At 44.5% G+C, this 16,771-nt stretch carries 15 protein-coding genes; 3 read left to right on the top strand and 12 right to left on the bottom strand.

The genetic code is table 11. The annotated features are described in order from the left end of the window. Positions 1-33: 33 nt before the first annotated feature. The 5 genes from L5L94_RS08475 to L5L94_RS08455 all read right to left on the bottom strand — a co-directional run bounded on the left by L5L94_RS08475 (position 34) and on the right by L5L94_RS08455 (position 4,952). Positions 34-684, bottom strand: coding sequence for an alpha/beta hydrolase (locus L5L94_RS08475; RefSeq protein WP_263162501.1), 651 nt, complete (start codon positions 682-684; stop codon positions 34-36). A 259-nt stretch (positions 685-943) separates the two neighbouring features. Continuing rightward, positions 944-2,446: a DUF3300 domain-containing protein gene (locus L5L94_RS08470; RefSeq protein WP_263162499.1), complete on the bottom strand. Its 1,503-nt coding sequence runs from the start codon at positions 2,444-2,446 to the stop codon at positions 944-946. Positions 2,447-2,594: 148 nt separating this feature from the next. Further along, positions 2,595-3,959 (bottom strand): ATP-binding protein, encoded by a 1,365-nt coding sequence (locus tag L5L94_RS08465; RefSeq protein WP_105250673.1) that lies wholly within the window; start codon positions 3,957-3,959, stop codon positions 2,595-2,597. Next, complete coding sequence (locus tag L5L94_RS08460) at positions 3,952-4,647, bottom strand: response regulator transcription factor (RefSeq protein ID WP_105250672.1); 696 nt, start codon at positions 4,645-4,647, stop codon at positions 3,952-3,954. Before L5L94_RS08460 ends, L5L94_RS08465 begins: the two co-directional genes overlap by 8 nt. 2 nt (positions 4,648-4,649) lie before the next feature. Beyond that, positions 4,650-4,952: a PepSY domain-containing protein gene (locus L5L94_RS08455; RefSeq protein ID WP_105250671.1), complete on the bottom strand. Its 303-nt coding sequence runs from the start codon at positions 4,950-4,952 to the stop codon at positions 4,650-4,652. A 367-nt stretch (positions 4,953-5,319) separates the two neighbouring features. Here L5L94_RS08455 and L5L94_RS08450 point away from each other — a divergent pair, with 367 nt between their 5' ends. Together L5L94_RS08450 and L5L94_RS08445 are read left to right on the top strand one after the other, a co-directional pair. Next, entirely contained in the window at positions 5,320-6,267 is a 948-nt protein-coding gene (locus tag L5L94_RS08450; RefSeq protein ID WP_263162497.1) for a choice-of-anchor H family protein, read from the top strand. An 80-nt stretch (positions 6,268-6,347) separates the two neighbouring features. After that, complete coding sequence (locus tag L5L94_RS08445; protein ID WP_113940228.1) at positions 6,348-6,821, top strand: peroxiredoxin; 474 nt, start codon at positions 6,348-6,350, stop codon at positions 6,819-6,821. A gap of 71 nt (positions 6,822-6,892) precedes the next feature. On the opposite strand, the gene L5L94_RS08440 is transcribed toward L5L94_RS08445, so the two are convergent. From L5L94_RS08440 to L5L94_RS08430, 3 genes are all read right to left on the bottom strand, one after another. Continuing rightward, on the bottom strand, positions 6,893-7,282 hold the full coding sequence (locus L5L94_RS08440) for a YgiW/YdeI family stress tolerance OB fold protein (RefSeq protein ID WP_105250668.1): 390 nt from the start codon (positions 7,280-7,282) through the stop codon (positions 6,893-6,895). 154 nt (positions 7,283-7,436) lie between these two features. Next, the gene (locus L5L94_RS08435) at positions 7,437-8,702 is read right to left on the bottom strand and encodes a sensor histidine kinase (RefSeq protein ID WP_131525517.1); all 1,266 of its coding nucleotides are present in this window, start codon (positions 8,700-8,702) and stop codon (positions 7,437-7,439) included. Next, on the bottom strand, positions 8,674-9,342 hold the full coding sequence (locus L5L94_RS08430; RefSeq protein WP_131525518.1) for a response regulator transcription factor: 669 nt from the start codon (positions 9,340-9,342) through the stop codon (positions 8,674-8,676). Before L5L94_RS08430 ends, L5L94_RS08435 begins: the two co-directional genes overlap by 29 nt. A gap of 86 nt (positions 9,343-9,428) precedes the next feature. Here L5L94_RS08430 and L5L94_RS08425 point away from each other — a divergent pair, with 86 nt between their 5' ends. Continuing rightward, entirely contained in the window at positions 9,429-10,721 is a 1,293-nt protein-coding gene (locus L5L94_RS08425; RefSeq protein WP_263141446.1) for a DUF5666 domain-containing protein, read from the top strand. Between the two features lie 37 nt (positions 10,722-10,758). Here L5L94_RS08425 and L5L94_RS08420 read toward each other — a convergent pair whose 3' ends face one another. From L5L94_RS08420 to L5L94_RS08405, 4 genes are all read right to left on the bottom strand, one after another. After that, positions 10,759-12,729 carry a methyl-accepting chemotaxis protein gene (locus L5L94_RS08420; protein ID WP_263141449.1) on the bottom strand — a complete coding sequence of 657 codons (1,971 nt, stop codon included), beginning with the start codon at positions 12,727-12,729 and terminating at the stop codon, positions 10,759-10,761. A 128-nt stretch (positions 12,730-12,857) separates the two neighbouring features. After that, a complete protein-coding gene (gene envZ, locus L5L94_RS08415) occupies positions 12,858-14,174 on the bottom strand; it encodes a two-component system sensor histidine kinase EnvZ (protein ID WP_263162494.1) in 1,317 nt (438 codons plus the stop codon). Positions 14,175-14,216: 42 nt separating this feature from the next. Continuing rightward, the gene (gene ompR, locus L5L94_RS08410; RefSeq protein ID WP_006079507.1) at positions 14,217-14,942 is read right to left on the bottom strand and encodes a two-component system response regulator OmpR; all 726 of its coding nucleotides are present in this window, start codon (positions 14,940-14,942) and stop codon (positions 14,217-14,219) included. A 472-nt stretch (positions 14,943-15,414) separates the two neighbouring features. Further along, entirely contained in the window at positions 15,415-16,497 is a 1,083-nt protein-coding gene (locus tag L5L94_RS08405; RefSeq protein WP_168826321.1) for a hypothetical protein, read from the bottom strand. Between the last annotated feature and the right edge of the window lie 274 nt (positions 16,498-16,771).

Below are 16,771 nucleotides of genomic sequence, written 5' to 3'. Positions count from 1 at the left end.
TGGAATTATAATCAAATATTGATAACTAAAAAGTTACATTTTGCGATTTGATATTCTTTTATGTAATAAGTGTGTCTTTTGTGTGTTTGAGTTTACGAGATCGTTAGACTGGCTCTGAGTTGCACTTTCTATTTGATAGATAAGATTACCAATAAGCACATCAATGAGGGGCCACTGTCCATGTCCGGAATCGACATTAATGTGGCCACTTAACCCTAAGTTGATTGTTGGGAATCCCAATTTTTTTGCCAGTTTTGCAGCTTGATTAAAGGGCATCCAAGGATCGTTTTCACTGGCAATGACAAGCCCTGCGACACCTAAGGGATGTTTTGGCAACAAGTGTTTGATCGTTTGATTGCCATCGTGTTCAGGCAGAATGTGTCCATTCTCAGAAAATCGTGCTGGTGATGCTGGCGCGACTAAAATAGCTGCTGCTACCCGCTGTGGATGATGAGCGATGGCAAGGCTTGTCGCTAAACAGCCAAAACTGTGGGCGAGGATGAGGATTTCACCTTCGATTTGATCGATTGCGCGGCAAATGGCATTGGCCCAGATATGAATCTTAGGCTCCAATAGTGGTAAGTCATTGACCCATATAGCTGATTCATATTTTTGTGCAATCCAACTTTGCCAATGTAAAGGGCCGCTACCACCAAACCCTGGCACAATTAATAAGGTTGCCATATTTTATCCTCCAAGATGTGAGTTTATAAGAGAGCCAAATGACGACCGGATGAAGCCAGTTTGACTCGCACTCTGACTATATCTACAAATTTGGTTATTAAAATTGTTATTTGTAGTTCATTTTGGAATATGAGATATATTTAGGATATTAATTCTGGAGGAAGTTGCCTTTGTGAGGTGATGTTACAGATAAATAATCCATAAAAATGCCCAGTAAGAGGGTGAGTCTTCTGGGCACTCGTTTTCAGTTTATATCTTGTTATTCCCTATGACGACGTTCTTGGCTTTGAGTTGATCGACCTTGGTTATGTTCTACCGAGCGAGCGGTTTGCGCATTTTGGCGTGGCTCACTTTGTCTCACTCTCACTTCTTCGCGTTGTCTAGGCGCTGCTTGTCTTGGTTGTTCAATCCGTTGTGGCTCTGTACGTCTTGTTTCAGGCCGTGGCATTTCACTTCTTGGGGTCATAGTTCTTGGTTTTTCTTGCCTTTGTGACTGTGCCCTTTGTTGATCGATATTACGCGGCTGCGATTCACGAGTTTGGTATTGCCTTTGCTGCGGCTCCCTCGATGGTATTGGCTTTGACTGCACGGGTCTTGATTGCATGTCATTACGCTCCTTGTGGGTTGGTGTTTGTACCATAGTCGCGGATCGACGCTCCTTTAACTCGGCTTGCGTTTTCTGATAACTCGGCGTGCGGTTATCACGTTCACGGCTGACGTTGTGATAGTCTTTATTATCACGACTTTTATTGCCCTGATTACTCATATTACCCAGATTACTATGGGTATCTTGGCGTTCTTTAGACTTCGAATATTGGCTATTGAAGTGCTGTTTACTGCCGCTGGAGTGTGAATCTCTGCCGCGATATTTATCATCATGGTAATAGCGTTGTTTTACCACTGGATTGTGATAACTCACGCCGCGTCTATGTTCGGGTTTATGTTTCCAAGGTTGTGCGCCATGGCTAACACTGTATCTTTCCCGTGGGCGATATCGGTGTGAATGGCGATAGTCGATCACCACCACTTTATGGTTGTGCCAGTGGAACGAACTGAAGAAGTAGTTAAAGGAAATATGGATGCCCGGTGACCAGTAGAAATGGTTATGACTCGGACGATAGGGATAGCCAGCATAGCCGCCAAATTCCCAATATACAGGTGGATAAGCCACACCCCAACGCCATGTGCCGTAAACCACGCGTGGATCGTAATAGGGGACGTAGACGATTTCTCGCTTCGCGGGTTCTATGATGATCTGATTGTTGGCGCGTGTAATTGCCATGTTATCCATGTCCGCTAAGCTATTCGCTTTATCAGCCTGTTGTCTTAGGGACTGAATGCTGTTCATCACTTGGCCTTCATCTTCTAAGAAGGCTTCACCGAGTCTTTGAGTCCATTCGAGATCTTCACTCATTTTTTGCAGCAGAGTCGGGAAGGCCAGCAAGGCTTTGACGCTCGGGTCCCAGTCCTGATCTTCGGCTTGCGACATAATTTGGTCGATCGATGATTTGGGGCGCTGGGTTAACCAACGCTGTGCCTGCACTATTTCGAGTGGATAAGTTGAAGCGATAAGTATGTGGGTCAGTAAGCTATCGGGATACAGGGCAATAGGCGCCAGCATTTGTTCGAGTTCGGCTTGGCTTGCCGCTGTGCTCGATCCTTGGCTCACAGATACGCCCGCAGCTTGGGCTGTGGTAGTGAAAGGCAAGGCCACTAATGCCGCCGTTAACACTAGCCAATTCCATCGATGTAGTCTGTTCATGGTTTGCTCCAATAATCCTGTTCGAGGATGTTATGGGCATATTAGGCGTGTGAATATGAACATAAGCTGAAAGTGTTTTGCGGTTAAATATTTATCTATATCCAAGTTTTAAGAGAAGTAATAAATCTATCAAATTGAAAATAAAGACTTAAACTGAGTGTGCAAAGCTGATGCTAAATTTGGCACCACCTAAGGTTTCTGAACGAGAGACAGAAATTCTGCCGTTATAGCTGTCGACTAAATCGCGCACGATAGCAAGCCCAATACCATTACCTTGAAGGTAGGAGTCTGCGCGAATACCACGTTCAAAGATTTGATTTTGCAGGGCTTCACTGATCCCAGGGCCATCATCTTCGATACAGATTAGCAGTTGATAGGCATCGCCTGTGACCGTTAATGTCACCGTAGACTTCGCGGCTTTACAGGCGTTGTCGAGTAAATTGCCCAGAATTTCAGTCAGATCTGCTTCATCCCCTTTGAATACTGCGTGTTCTACCATCTCGCCGCTGAGATTGATTTGTGGCTCTCGATAAATTTTAGCTAATGTGCGTAATAACTTAGCGGCGACTTCATCGACACGAATACCTAAATGCCACGAGGCCGCCGCTGCGGTTTGGGCGCGTTTTAGCTGGTGGCCAATGATCCTGCTGATCACTGATACTTGCTCACTGGAGGATTCGCTTAAGTCGGCCTGACTCTTGATCACCGCCAGTGGTGTTTTGAGGCTATGGGCTAGGTCGGCCAAGGCATTACGATAGCGTTTTCGTTGGGTTTGTTCGGTATTGAGCAAAATATTAAGCTGCCGAGCAACCGCTTGTAATTCAGTGGGGTACTGGCTACTTAGCTGCATCGACTTACCTTGCTCGACGGAATGTAGCTCTTGGGTAAAGCGTGCTAAAGGCCGCAACGTCCATAGTAACCAACTCAATTGAAACACTAACATGACTAACATTAAGATCAGCAGCCAAGTCCAAAGCTGTTGATTAAACTGATCAATTTGCTGCTGAAATTCTCGCTCGTCTTTAATAATGTGGATTGTCACAGGCACGTTTTGATTTTGGCTGGCAAAACTGACACTAAAGCTATAAATCAAATGGAGTTGATCGGCGAGCTCGATTTGCTCAAATGCGCTTTGACCCGTGGCTGGGATGGTAAAATGTGGCGGTGGCGTAATCCCCATAAAAGATTGCGAATGCCACACTATATCTTGTTTGCCGCTGGCGTCTTCAGTGGTTGCAATGGCATACAGCCCTGATTGAATGAGGTTAAAACGATTCTCTAACACTAACTCTGGGATGGAGATTTGTTTGTTTTCGACTTCAGTCACCGCGAGAATCGAATAGACATAGGCACTGAGTTCATTCTTGGTTGCGCTTTTAACTTGTTCAGTAAAGGCATCGTTTAAGGCAACGCCGATCAAAGGTAATAACACTAAGATAAATAATAGCGCGCTGGCAACTAAGCGTGCTTTTAGGGAGTTCAACACTTGCCACGCCATGGCGCGTTTACTCATCGGCTGCTTGCCCGGACGTTAACGCTTTTAGGCGATAACCTTGGCCGCGCAGAGTTTCAATTAAGTTGTATTGATTATCTGGGTCGAGTTTTTTGCGTAACCGGCGGATAAAGACTTCGATGACGTTAGAATCTAAATCAAAATCCTGATCGTAGATGTGCTCTGTGAGGACGGTTTTTGATTTGACTTCGCCTTGATGCAACATAAAAAATTCGAATAGCTTGTATTCAGAACCACTGAGATTAACCAGTTCTTCGCCTTTACGTACTTCTAGACTGCTGGTGTTAAGGCTAAAGGGGCCGTTGTAGATCAGGGGGCTGGCCTTACCGGCGGAGCGACGGATCAGGGCTTTTAGTCGTGCGATGAGTTCTTGGGGATGGAAAGGTTTCGTCAGATAGTCGTCGGCACCGGCATCGAGTCCTTCAACCTTATCTTGCCAACTGTCCCTTGCGGTTAAAATCAGGATAGGAAAGTCGCGTTTTTGTTCACGCACGCTACGGATCAAGGCGATACCATCGAGTTTAGGTAAACCTACATCGATAATTGCTGCATCATAGTTGTATTCGAGCGCTTGAAATAAGCCTTCTTCACCATCACTCGCCACATCGATACTGTAATGGGCATCGAGGAGATGTTGCTTTAAGTTAGTCTGTAGTTCTATATCATCTTCAACTAGTAACAATCGCATCGTTAGTTCCTCGAGACTCGGCCCGTTGCGGCATCTACTGAAACAGAAAATACTTGGCCATCATTATTGAGGATTTTAATACGATATCCCGATCCGCTGGATTGTACGCTCAATACTTTGCCTTGAAATTGTCGTTGCGCCATTGCCACCGCTTGATCAGGGCTATTGACCGCTAGACGGCGCTGCTCATTCTTCGCACCTTGGTTACGAGGCTGATTGCGATCATCATGTCTATCATTACCTGCTATGCAACCAAAGGAGGCTGATAAGCAAGTGATTAGGGCCAAGGTCAAACCAAGTTTCATATCGGGTACCCGCAATGTTTAGCGATCTTAAGTTAATGAGTGAGATGGATAACTTATCGAGTCGACTAAGAATACCTCATCACCTTAACAAACACATAGAGATCAGCCAATTGGTTGGCACAATTCCTTCAAAATTAACTCTGGCAGTTATTTTGTTATTCGTGACAGAACTGAAGTTCTGTTGGCGAGTCTATCTCTATGCTCGCGCTTGTATCGTTTAAGTTTTGTAAGTGTTACCCATTCCAGATGAACTCGGGCTGAACGTATCTTCTGGCTGAGAACAGTGGGCGTTGATGTTCAGCTTATGTTCACCTTCATTGCACTTTAATAGCTCCAATTTGAACGGGTTATCCATAGGATATTCAAGATGAACATACTCAATAAGCAAGATATGGCAGCCACAGTTAATATTAAGCTGTTTATGGCAACGGCTATTGCTGCGCTGTTTTTAGCGTCATCTGTCGCTAGCGCTCAGCCCCGCGAACTGGAGTCATCGCAAAGCTTAACGCCATTTACTGCAGCCAGCGTTGGTATTGCCAAAAAAGCAGAAAATAGCGAGCAAGCTGCTGAGCAGGAACAACAAGCTTTAGCTTTGTTACAACAAGCCGCGCCCGCAAAAAATGTCACTGAAGTCGCCGCTGCAGCCGTGAAATCCTTGGCGCCAGCAGCCTTATCATCCAAAGCGCAGACGACAAACCGAGTGCAACTTATGGGCGCCTCGCCTATGACGCGTGAGCAAGTAACAGCGAAACATGCGAGCCAAGGGATTCCGAGTTCGAGTGCGACCAGTGAAGATCCCTACCGCGCACCTGTGTATCACAGCTTTTCGATTTTTGATGCCAGCAGTCGTTTGTTTGAAGACTTTGACTACGATGGTTTTTATCAAACGTTTAGCGTGACCTTCGACGTTGATGTCAATGGTGCATATCTTAATGAAAGAGCTGATTTATTTGCCGAGCTTTATCTCAGTCGTGATGGTGGCCCTTGGGTGCATTATTACACCACAGACGTATTTACCATTTACGGCGATTCGACACAGGACGATTACGAAGTGTTGACCACGCTCTACACGGGTTATGCGACGGATCACTATGATGTGTTGATTGATGTGTATGAAGTGGGTTACAGCGATATTGTTGCGACCATTAGCGCCGATGAGACCGATAGTTTGTATGCGCTGCCATTGGAGAGTAGCGATCGAGACAGAGAGCCCGACATTATTGTTGTTGAGGAAAGTGGCGGCGCCTTCTCAGTATTAGGTTTGTTATGTCTTAGTTTGTGTGCGGGGCTGCGGTTGAATCGAACTCGAGTCTAATCGCCCTTATTTCTCTCGGTGTTTATCTGCGGTAAATAGGGCTAGTATGGATGAGTTATTTTAACTAAATGGAGAAAGACATGATTGCTCAAGGTCAAACATTACCCGCGGCCACATTAGGTCAACTGACTAAAGATGGCATGGTGAATCACCAAGTTACCGAATTGTTCGCGGGTAAAAAAGTCGTATTGTTTGCAGTGCCAGGTGCTTTTACTCCAACGTGTTCTGAAGCGCATTTACCTGGCTATGTGGTATTAGCCGATCAATTTAAAGCGAAAGGCGTGGATTTGATTGCCTGTGTTGCTGTGAACGATGCCTTTGTGATGAAAGCGTGGGGCGAAGCACAAAATGCCTCTGAATTAATGATGTTAGCCGATGGCGATGCCAGCTTTACTAAAGCCTTAGGTTTAGAGATGGATACTGCCGGTTTTGGTGGCGTGCGTTCACAACGTTATGCCATGATCATCGATAACGGTGTAGTGACTCTACTGAATGTAGAAGAGCCAAAGGCTTTTGAAGCCAGTAAAGCTGAAGTTGTTTTGGCTGCTATCTAAGCGTATTTAAGACATGAAGTTTGGATGTGACCAAAGCCAGCCATTCATTGGCTGGCTTTAACTAAATCAATTTATTGTACGATTTGAATGTTGTCTGCATCTATGGTCACTTCAGACCAATCTTTATCCACTTCACCACGAATAATGACCTGAGTCTCAGGTGTTACTGTGTTGCCGCGCCATAAATCATCATCAATTTCGACCTTAATATCACCCGTAGCGTCACGGAAAATATAATCATCGTGTCCAATGGAAGAAATGATATGGCCCGTTAACTCAATTTGGGCGTCATCACTGGCATTGAGCGCGCTCACCACATCATGAATCACTTGTCTTGCGCTCGGCCCTTGGAAGCCACCCTGTATTTGAGGTTCACCCGTTGTAGGTTGAAAGCCTGCTTGGCTGGTCATAGTCGTGAATGAAAGTGCCATTGCGAAAACGGTAAGAGTCATTTTATTCATCTGTTTGTCCTTTCTATGGTTTTATGTAACTCAGCCTCAATGGCTATTACAGTGTTGCGAGCATAGTGCCAAGACAAGCGTGAAGCGGTTGTGAAGATTGGGTTTGCAACTCAGAATTTGCTAAAACGAGGTCATTTATCCAAGCTAACTTCAGTTAATGGGCATTATCTATAAACTGAACATAAGCCTGATAGCTAGCACCATCGTTTTGGGTTGAAAATGCCCAGCCCATTCGCTCGCAAATACGTTCAATAATAATTAATCCGCAGCCATAGCCTGATGTATCAGTACTTTGAGTGCTTAGTGGATTCAGTATCCATAATTGGTTGCTTTGCATCGTAATTTCAATGTTTCCGGCACTGTAATTGAAAGCATTTTTAATTAAATTACCTATCACTATGTCAATAAAGCTCAGTGGCGCCTTGATGCTCAAGCAATCTTTAAGCGTTAAGCTGTAGGTGATTTCTTGCTTGGCAAAATGCTGCGCCATTTCAGCTAAAATGTGTTCAAGGCGTGGTGCTAAATCAATTTGACTGTAGTGCTGGGATTCAATGTCTTCTTTTCCGAGAAGTAAAAAGGCCTCGGTGAGCGTTTTCATTTGATGCCCTGCGTAATCAATACGTGTAATGGCTTTTTTGACCATTAATTGTTGAGCCTCGGTTGTCGCATTGGGGATTTTTTTGAGCAATTCGACCGAACCTTGGATCACCATAATGGGCGTGCGTAGTTCATGGGAGGCAAAACGGCTAAATTCTTGTTCTCGAGTGAAGTAGGCGGCAATTTTAGCTTTGTTGCTTAATAGGGTTTGCTCAATCTGGCGGGTTTCACGGTATGAAGTACTCGGTGTTGATGTCGGTCTTTTTGGTGATAGTTGATTGATTTTATTTTCAATCTCAGCGAGTGGACTGGATAGCAGACGTACAAAATACAATCCATACGCCATGATAAACAGGAGCAAACCGATCCCCATAATAGAGATCAAAATGTGCATTCTATCTTCATAGCTATCAAGGAAATCGTCCGCGTCATCCTTATAAACCACATACAGCAGCCCTTGCCCAGAAGGATGAGCGGATATCAAAAAGTGTTTATCTTCGTCACCCAGTTGATGTTCGTAAAATCCGGTATTTTGATAAGGTTGCAGCCAAGCTGGTACAAACTCTTTGCTCCAATATGTTTTCAATTCATTGATATCGGGGAGCTGTGCTTTATCACCAAACCTTTGATAATTCTTTAGATATTCGCGAGTCTCTGTGGCCAGCGTTTGCTCGAGGCTAATCTTCTCAATTTGTTCTTCGGCGATATAAATGAGGCTCCAAAAAATGGCAAACATCAAGCTAGTTAATACTAAAAAAGTGAGGCGGATTTTTTTATATAAACTCGGAAAATGCTCAGGGGATAAGTCGGTAACCTTGGCCATGGATAGTCTCTAATTTTGAGTCTGAAAAACCTTTATCGAGTGCACTGCGTAAGCTGTATATGTGGCTGCGAAGTGAATCACTCGAAGGTGCATCATCTCCCCATACTGTATCTACCAATTGCTCTTTACTCACGATAGCGGGCGCATGTTTTAGTAACAGTGAAAGAATGGTGCGCTGAATTTTACTGAGCTTAATTTCTTTACCAGCACGGGTAACTTGATGGGTTTGCAAATTTAAACTGATATCACTGAAGCGCAAAATACCCACATCTAAACGTGGGCCACGATTATGCAGTGAATGCAGTCGTAAGCATAATTCTTCCATCGCGAAAGGTTTATTTAAAAAATCATCCCCACCTGATGTAAAAGAATCAATTTTATCCTGCAGGCTATCTTTGGCGGTTAAAAATATAATCGGTGTATTACAATAAATTTCTTCACGCAATTTTTTGACCGTATTAATACCGTCTAATTTGGGCATCATAATATCCATTATGATGACATCGTAATGGTTTTGTTGAATTAAATTGATTGCACTTTCCCCGTGATATGCACAGTCGGCAATAATACCCTCTAGGGTTAAATAATCCATGATTGTTTCAATAACATCATGATTATCATCAACAATTAATACTTTCATCGGTTAATTCATTTCTTCACATTTGCTTGACGATCTTCATACTAAGATGCCCAGCACTGATTTAACAAGACATAATAGGGAAGAAAATGAATAAACTCTTAGTCTGTATTACGGCCATTTTGCTGGCAGGTTGCGGTGGTAATGATTCATCAACAGATACCTCTAAACCTGATCCTATCGTTCCACAACCTACGTTACCTGCAAAAATTAACGGTACAGTAACAAATATTGCTTCTGACAATAATTCGATTACGGTCAACGGATATAACGTCAATATCGCTAATGCTAAGATTCACTATGGTCAACAGCCGTTAGAGGTTAATGCCATTCAAATGGGGATGAGGGTCAAAATTGATAATGAAGGCCAACAGGCTAAAAATGTCATATTAGATCCAAGCCTCGTGGGTGAAATCAGTTCCGTTAATCAAAATACTATTGCCGTTAATGGGATTAATTTAGTCGTTAAACCAGCGGACGCGACCCAGTATAAAGTAGGCGATTGGGTGGCGGTAAATGGTTATCCAACGGTAATGGGAGAATGGCAGGTTAATTCTATAAACCTTATTCCCAATTTTGCGTTTGCTGAAATCGAGGGACGTGTCTCTGGATTAAACAAGGCTGCGCAACAATTCAATATCGGTTCGGCAGTGATTAATTATGCCAACGCACGTTTAGAAGGCAGCTTACAGGAAGGCGCATGGGTTGAAGTGGAAGGCCAGCAAAGTGGTGCTTCATTTTTGGCCTCTGAAGTCGAGGTGGAAGATACGGCGTCTTTTAACGATATGGAGCTAGAAGGGACTATTACTTGGGTCAACCAAGATAAGACGCAGTTTGAGCTTAATGCCCGTACTCGACTCTATGTCACTACAAATACTCAATTTGAAGATGGCAAGCAAGCTAACTTGGTTGAAGGCAAGTTAGTCGATGTAGATATTCAATCTATGCCGCAGGGTTTATGGGCCAGAGAAGTTGAATTTGAAACATCACATGATAATGGTGGAATACCTCCAACCTTAGGTAAAAAGTTCGAGCTAGAAGGTCTGGCGACACTGACTACCAATAATCAGCTACAAATTAATGGATTTACATTTGATATTGATGCCAGAACTCAATTCGATGACGGTTTAACCTTAGCGACACTTGACCAAAAATGGATTCAAATAGAAGGTGTTGAACTCGCAGACAACCAGTGGTTAGTGAAAGAAGTTGATCTTGAAGTGCGAAGCAATGAGCTTGATTTGTCGGGTTTAGTGATGCAAAAGACCTTGTGGGGCTATCAAGCGACTGATGCTTCATTAACGCCATTTGAAGGCAAATGGGTTGATGTCGAATGTCAGTTCGATGGCTCTAATATCCACAATTGTCGAATCGACGATTAAACACAAATAGAGAAATTAAGTGAGTAAACGTGCGGTTTTAGGCCGCACGGTTTATTTGGCTTTGCCCAATCCCCAAGCTGGTTTCAATATCTTCTACACTCTGCTGTACTTCTTGGGCGATGACCTCACTTTGCTGTGAACTGGTTTGCGCTTGTTCTTTTAAACTATCCATAGTGCGAACAAATTCATCGAGATAATCGACTTGCTCTTTGGCATTTAGCGAGCCTTGTTTGGCGGTATTAGCCATTTCACTTGCTTGGTTTTGCACTGTTTGCGCCACTTGCCACAGGCTCTGAGCACGCAGTTTTTGGCTGCTTGTCGCCTGTGCTATGCCATCGACACTCTCACTGAGAGCATGATTTGATTGGGTCAGTTGTTGCAGAATTTTCACGATCTCATTCAAAGACACTTGGGTGCGTTGGCTTAAATTACGCACTTCATCGGCCACCACGGCAAAGCCGCGACCTTGCTCGCCAGCCCGCGCAGCTTCGATGGCAGCATTAAGGGCGAGTAAGTTAGTTTGCTCGGCAATATTGCCAATCACATCAATGATTTTCGATACATCCGTCACTGAGTTATTCAGGCTTTCAAGGGACGAATGGCACAGACCGACCGCGGTTTGTGTTTGCTCGGTCGCGCTCAATACCGCCTCGGCTTGTGCTTGACTCGACTGCATTTGGCGCATGGTTTCGGCGGCGCTGTCTTCCACAAGTGCCGAAGTGTGGCTCACCTCATTGGCGAGGCTGCGGATATGCTCGGTCTGTGTTTGCGTATCGGCCACAATCGTTTGGGTATGCTCTGTGTGTTGTGATAGCTGAGTAATACGCGCCACCAGTTGGCTTAATGATTGAGAAACCTTAGTGATTTGCTGGCGCTGTGCCTCGTCTTCCTGTTCAAACCTGTGCAGCAACTGGTTGAAATGACCTGCGATTTGGCCCGTTTCGCAGCGACGATTAATGTCTAAACGCTCGCGGCTGTTCGATTCACTTAATTTCATAAAAGCTTGGTTGAGACGTTTTAGCGGTTTGACGACGCGATTTTGCTGCAGGATTAAATAACCAATCGCAAACAAGGCCATGATGGAAACCATAGTGTAGAGGATTAGCTGTAACTCATATTTCAGCTGCTGGTTCTTTGCTGCCTGAGCCTCACCTAAGCCAATAAGCTGTTGTTCCACATTGCTAATCGCTTGAATGAGTTGATCTTGCATCTCTTGGTTTGTTTGCAGTAATTGGTGGGTATTGGCGACTTCTTTGTTATATCGATTGGCGAGACTCAGCAGTTCACTGCGGTCACTCTCGCCGATTTCAATTTGTTCCGGTTCGCTGGCGCCGAGTGCAAATTCATCGGCTTCTTGCTGTTCATATACGCCAATTAACGGCAGTGCGCTGAGGGTGTCGTGCCACGTATTTAGCTCTTTGCTGGTGCTGTCTAAAATGCCCTTGAGCTGCTGATTTTTACCGATCAGATAACCATCGGTCAACTGGGAAAGTTGGTAGACGATAGAAGGTAAATCGCGGCTCAATTGCAGATATTGTTCGGCGACCGCCGCATTTGTGGCTAAGCCTTTATCGGCATAACTGCCCAGACGACGGTTGTAGTCGAGCATTTCAGATTCCGCGTGGGCGAGCAGTTGCCTAGGGTTGCCAGCGAGTTTACCCGCGGCGCGGTACTTGGTATCTAAATCTTGAATGAAGTTGCTTAGGCTGGCTTGCAAGTCATTGTCGGTAGCGCCCATGGCTGCGAGGTTAAGCTGCGTGAGCTGGTTTTTAATGGCGCTGAGTTTGGTTTTCGCTTGTTCAAGTTGGCTAGCGTTGCCACTGGCTAAATAGCCATCGAGATCGCGGCGTACACCGACGAGAAAATCCTGCTGAATAGCTTGTAATGTCAGTGTTTGCTGCTCAATTTGTTGTCGCTGATCACTGCTCCACAGCACTACGGCTGCGAGCAATCCCGCGAGCAATAACAACAGGGCAGAAGCAGAAAGCGACAGCGTTGAAATTTTCATTTTGCAATCTTCATAATGGTCAGAGCCAGTAACTGTGCTGAGTTTATGAATTTAAGGTGACATTAATATGACAAGTGCTCACTTGGATGTCAGCGTTGTCATTTGATTTGCAAATATGTGATCTCGCGTTATTCTAGCGGCAGCCACACTTGGGCTTTTAAACCGCCTTCGGCGCGGTTGGAGAGGGTAATTTGCCCTTGGTGTCTGTCGATAATCCGTTTGATAATGGCGAGGCCTAGGCCCGAACCAACACTACCACGGGCGATATCACCTTGGGTAAAAGGTTGAAATAGTTTGGTAATTTGCGATTCGTCAATTCCTGGTCCATTATCTTCAACACTAAAACCGATACGCTTGCCATCGAACTGCGAGCTAATGCGGATCCAGCCTGAACCATAGCGAAAGGCATTTTCGACTAAATTACTCAGTACCCGTTTAATGGCAATCGCTTGGAATTGGGCTTCTGGGCAGTCAGTTAACAGCACTTCAATTTCACCAGCGCGATTGGCTTCTGCTTGAGCGATATCTTGAATGAGTTTATTGATTTGCCCTAGCTCACGGCTGGTTTCCTGATCTTGGCGAATGTAAGCAATAAATTGGCTGATGATGGCGTCCATATCTTCGATATCATTGACTATGCCATCTTTAAGATATTGATCTTCCTCTACCATCATCTCAGAGGCGAGGCGAATACGGGTGAGCGGTGTGCGCAAGTCGTGGGAGATCCCCGCCATCAATAGCGCTCTGTCCTGCTCCAGTTGCTTCATGCTGTTCGCCATCTGGTTGAAAGCATTGGTAACTTCGACAATTTCACTCGAACCTTTTAGCGGCAAGGGATCGGGAAATTCACCGCGGGAGACTGAAATCGCGGCTTTTTGTAGTCGCCTAAGTGGGCGGTTTTGCTGGCGAGCAAACCACCATCCCCCAGCGACACTAAGTGCGCCAATCACCATTAAATAAAGGGTGAGTGGCGAAAGATCTGAAACATTTTGGCCGATAAGTGGCACTTGTATCCAAATAGAGGGCGCCTGTGGTGGACGGATCCAAATCTGTAATACGCTGCCATGGGTGACGCGGACTTCAGCATCGCCACCAAGATATTCCGACATCTGCGATGACCAGAAACCATAGTAAGTGGCTTGCTCAATACCCGCTTCATGCGCTTGCTGTTGATTGTAGATTTTCATGCCATCGTCGTGGACTTTGGCATTAAGGGCATCGACTATGGTTAAGTGTTCGCGGCCAATATCTATGCCGTCGACAAACAGTAATTTGACTTGGCGAGCGATTAACTGATTAATTTGTTGGTAACTTGGCTTAAGTACATAGACGGCGACCGTGACGTAAGACACCAACTGATTGATCAGTAATAGGCAACCAATCAGCATCACGGTTTGACTAAATGCGCTGCGAGGAACAAACCGCCACCAAAACTTAGGTTTCATCGTGGGCTCAATAACCGCAGGAGATTAAGATGGCAGCGCGGCTCATCGACGCGCGGCACCATCGGGTACAAACACATAACCTAATCCCCACACAGTTTGAATGTAGCGAGGATTCGCGGGATCTTTTTCGATTAAGCGGCGCAGACGTGACACTTGCACGTCGATGGAGCGTTCTAGCGCCGAATAATCGCGGCCACGGGCGAGGTTCATCAACTTATCCCGAGACAAGGGTTCGCGTGGATGGGTGACGAGCACTTTAAGTACGGCAAACTCACCGCTAGTGAGCGCAATCGATTCGTCGCCGTGGTACATCTCACGGGTCGCTAAATCCAGCGAGAACTCACCGAAGCTAATCTGTGCTTCCTGCTGAGCGGGCGCACCGGGCACATCTTGGGTTTGGCGACGCATCACGGCTTTGATCCGCGCAAGTAATTCCCGTGGATTGAAAGGTTTTGGCAGATAATCGTCAGCGCCCAACTCTAAACCAATAATGCGGTCGACTTCATCGCCCTTGGCCGTCAGCATCACGATCGGAATGGGGTTACCTTGCTGGCGCAGCCTACGACAGATAGACAGGCCATCTTCACCGGGCAACATCAAGTCGAGCACGAGTAAATGGAAGTTTTCGCGTTCTAATAGGCGGTCCATCTGCTCGGCATTGGCCGCGCTGCGCACCTGATAACCTTGCTCCATCAGGTAACGCTCGAGTAACGCTCGCAGGCGCATATCATCATCGACGACGAGGATTTTCGAGGTTTCTTGTCCCATGGGATGTCCTTTAATTGCTCAGATTGGTGCTTATTCTACTGATGAGAAACAGTTAAGATTAACCAACTGGCTGAAATTGAAAACGAATCTGCCTAATATAGCCGCATTCAACCAAGGCGACTAGCTCACCTTAGTAACTTGAATGCGATAAATGCTGACATTGATTGCCCAATGTTAATACTAAGCAAATGAAATTGCATGGGAATACTCGCGTTTATTCACGCTATAGCTGAAATTGTAACTAAATTGGCATCAGTAAAAGAGGTGATTTAAAAGCCATTATGCACAGAGATGATTTAGTGGATAGAAATAGTACACATACTTTGATGAATGTACTATTTGCACGTTCAGCTCATAAAGTCATCACAGAACTAAGAACCGTTGTTAGCTCCATAACCATAAAAAGTGGTTATGGAGCTATCTATGTAAATAGAGCTCCAATCATTGATTGTTACAAGCGGTTTGAGACAGTTTACTTCCAATTAATCATATCGATTAAGGGCGTTGAATCGCTATTGGTTCCTGGACACTTAAGTAATGCTCCTGCTGTCGCTTGGTACTCAGGCTTGATGTGCTCTTGTATCCAGCCTTGAGCTCTTATTAGATCCTTACCCATGAGCCCGAAAATACGTTGTGGGTTTACAACTGGGGCATTTGGGAAGAAGTCACCGCTAGTGGCTTCAATCATGCTCAATAAAATGGCGTAGTTATCGTGGTTTTGGTCTGCGAGTGGATCCCCGTTTAAAATCGCATTTGTTAAATGCGCTGTGGTGTACTCTGGCGTGCAGACAATACCATTATCGCCATCGTTATAATCCGCCGCGACCAGATTTTCCACATCAATATGATGCACATGGCTGCCTTTATAGGTTAGATTTTCAGGTTTAATATCGTGCAGGAATATCTCCTCGCTATGTAAGGAACATAAATCTTCTAAGAGTGATTTAAAGTGAATTAAGGGAATCTTGTCCCCTTGTTCAATTAATTGCGCTACTTCAATGCCACCATTATGGGCAATCATGGTCGAATCGTTTACATAAATAGAAGGACAAATTGAAGGATGCGATCTAAGTTGGTTCATTGCTAATTGGTTGTATTTATTTTTATCTATATCAAACGTGTCATTATGAATATGTAATTGCACAAATTGACTATCTTGGCGTACTAACTGTTTGAAGGTTCCTTTCCCAGCAGGTTGAAACTTAGTTGGTGTTTTTGCGACTAATTCGGTTTGTGCATTATAGAAGTAGCTACGTCCTGCCTTAGCATTTGTGAGTGATTTAATACCTACTGTATTGAGCTCTTTTTCAGCTTTTTTTTGTTGATAAGAGCGATAACTTTTTTGTATTAGCTGAGCCGCTTCGATTTTCACTCGATGGAGAGATTTTTTGACATTGTTGATCTCTGCGAATGAACTTATCGTTTTCACAGGCTTTAGCGTATCAGCTCTACGTTGGGAAAGTTTTACGATATTGAGCGTGTTAGGTATAGCTGCGAATTGATTGTAGCTTTTATAGCTGGAAAAATTAGAATAATTGCTTGTATGAATCGGCATTATCAAATCTCTGAATGGAATATTAATACTAAAATAAATGAAAATTTTATTAATGGTTAATGGCAAATGATGAATAAAAAATGATTAATTTACTTGCACAATCCTAATTTTTAACTAACTAGTGATTACTTTTACTTGTCTAAATAAACAGAGTGATTAAGTCATTCCACTTTTACTCAGAATATTTCAGACAAAGTCTGTGTGTCCCTCTTCTACTTATTTATATAGTGATGGAGTAGATAGTTAATTGCTCACACATTTATAACATTAGTGA

The organism is Shewanella sp. SM21, from assembly GCF_025654335.1.
In the GTDB taxonomy this organism is placed as follows: Bacteria; Pseudomonadota; Gammaproteobacteria; order Enterobacterales; family Shewanellaceae; genus Shewanella; species Shewanella oncorhynchi.
The sequence above is the reverse complement of the archived record's forward strand: the minus strand, read 5'-3'. Positions and strand labels throughout refer to the sequence as shown.

What these genes read in the sequence shown, in the direction of transcription:
- L5L94_RS08465 (WP_105250673.1), bottom strand. Translation starts at nt 3,959, where the DNA reads ATGAGTAAACGCGCCATGGCGTGGCAAGTGTTGAACTCCCTAAAAGCA.
- L5L94_RS08435 (WP_131525517.1), bottom strand. Translation starts at nt 8,702, where the DNA reads ATGGCCAAGGTTACCGACTTATCCCCTGAGCATTTTCCGAGTTTATAT.
- L5L94_RS08430 (WP_131525518.1), bottom strand. Translation starts at nt 9,342, where the DNA reads ATGAAAGTATTAATTGTTGATGATAATCATGATGTTATTGAAACAATC.
- L5L94_RS08440 (WP_105250668.1), bottom strand. Translation starts at nt 7,282, where the DNA reads ATGAATAAAATGACTCTTACCGTTTTCGCAATGGCACTTTCATTCACG.
- L5L94_RS08455 (WP_105250671.1), bottom strand. Translation starts at nt 4,952, where the DNA reads ATGAAACTTGGTTTGACCTTGGCCCTAATCACTTGCTTATCAGCCTCC.
- L5L94_RS08420 (WP_263141449.1), bottom strand. Translation starts at nt 12,729, where the DNA reads ATGAAAATTTCAACGCTGTCGCTTTCTGCTTCTGCCCTGTTGTTATTG.
- L5L94_RS08460 (WP_105250672.1), bottom strand. Translation starts at nt 4,647, where the DNA reads ATGCGATTGTTACTAGTTGAAGATGATATAGAACTACAGACTAACTTA.
- envZ (WP_263162494.1), bottom strand. Translation starts at nt 14,174, where the DNA reads ATGAAACCTAAGTTTTGGTGGCGGTTTGTTCCTCGCAGCGCATTTAGT.
- L5L94_RS08475 (WP_263162501.1), bottom strand. Translation starts at nt 684, where the DNA reads ATGGCAACCTTATTAATTGTGCCAGGGTTTGGTGGTAGCGGCCCTTTA.
- L5L94_RS08405 (WP_168826321.1), bottom strand. Translation starts at nt 16,497, where the DNA reads ATGCCGATTCATACAAGCAATTATTCTAATTTTTCCAGCTATAAAAGC.
- L5L94_RS08470 (WP_263162499.1), bottom strand. Translation starts at nt 2,446, where the DNA reads ATGAACAGACTACATCGATGGAATTGGCTAGTGTTAACGGCGGCATTA.
- L5L94_RS08425 (WP_263141446.1), top strand. Translation starts at nt 9,429, where the DNA reads ATGAATAAACTCTTAGTCTGTATTACGGCCATTTTGCTGGCAGGTTGC.
- L5L94_RS08450 (WP_263162497.1), top strand. Translation starts at nt 5,320, where the DNA reads ATGAACATACTCAATAAGCAAGATATGGCAGCCACAGTTAATATTAAG.
- L5L94_RS08445 (WP_113940228.1), top strand. Translation starts at nt 6,348, where the DNA reads ATGATTGCTCAAGGTCAAACATTACCCGCGGCCACATTAGGTCAACTG.
- ompR (WP_006079507.1), bottom strand. Translation starts at nt 14,942, where the DNA reads ATGGGACAAGAAACCTCGAAAATCCTCGTCGTCGATGATGATATGCGC.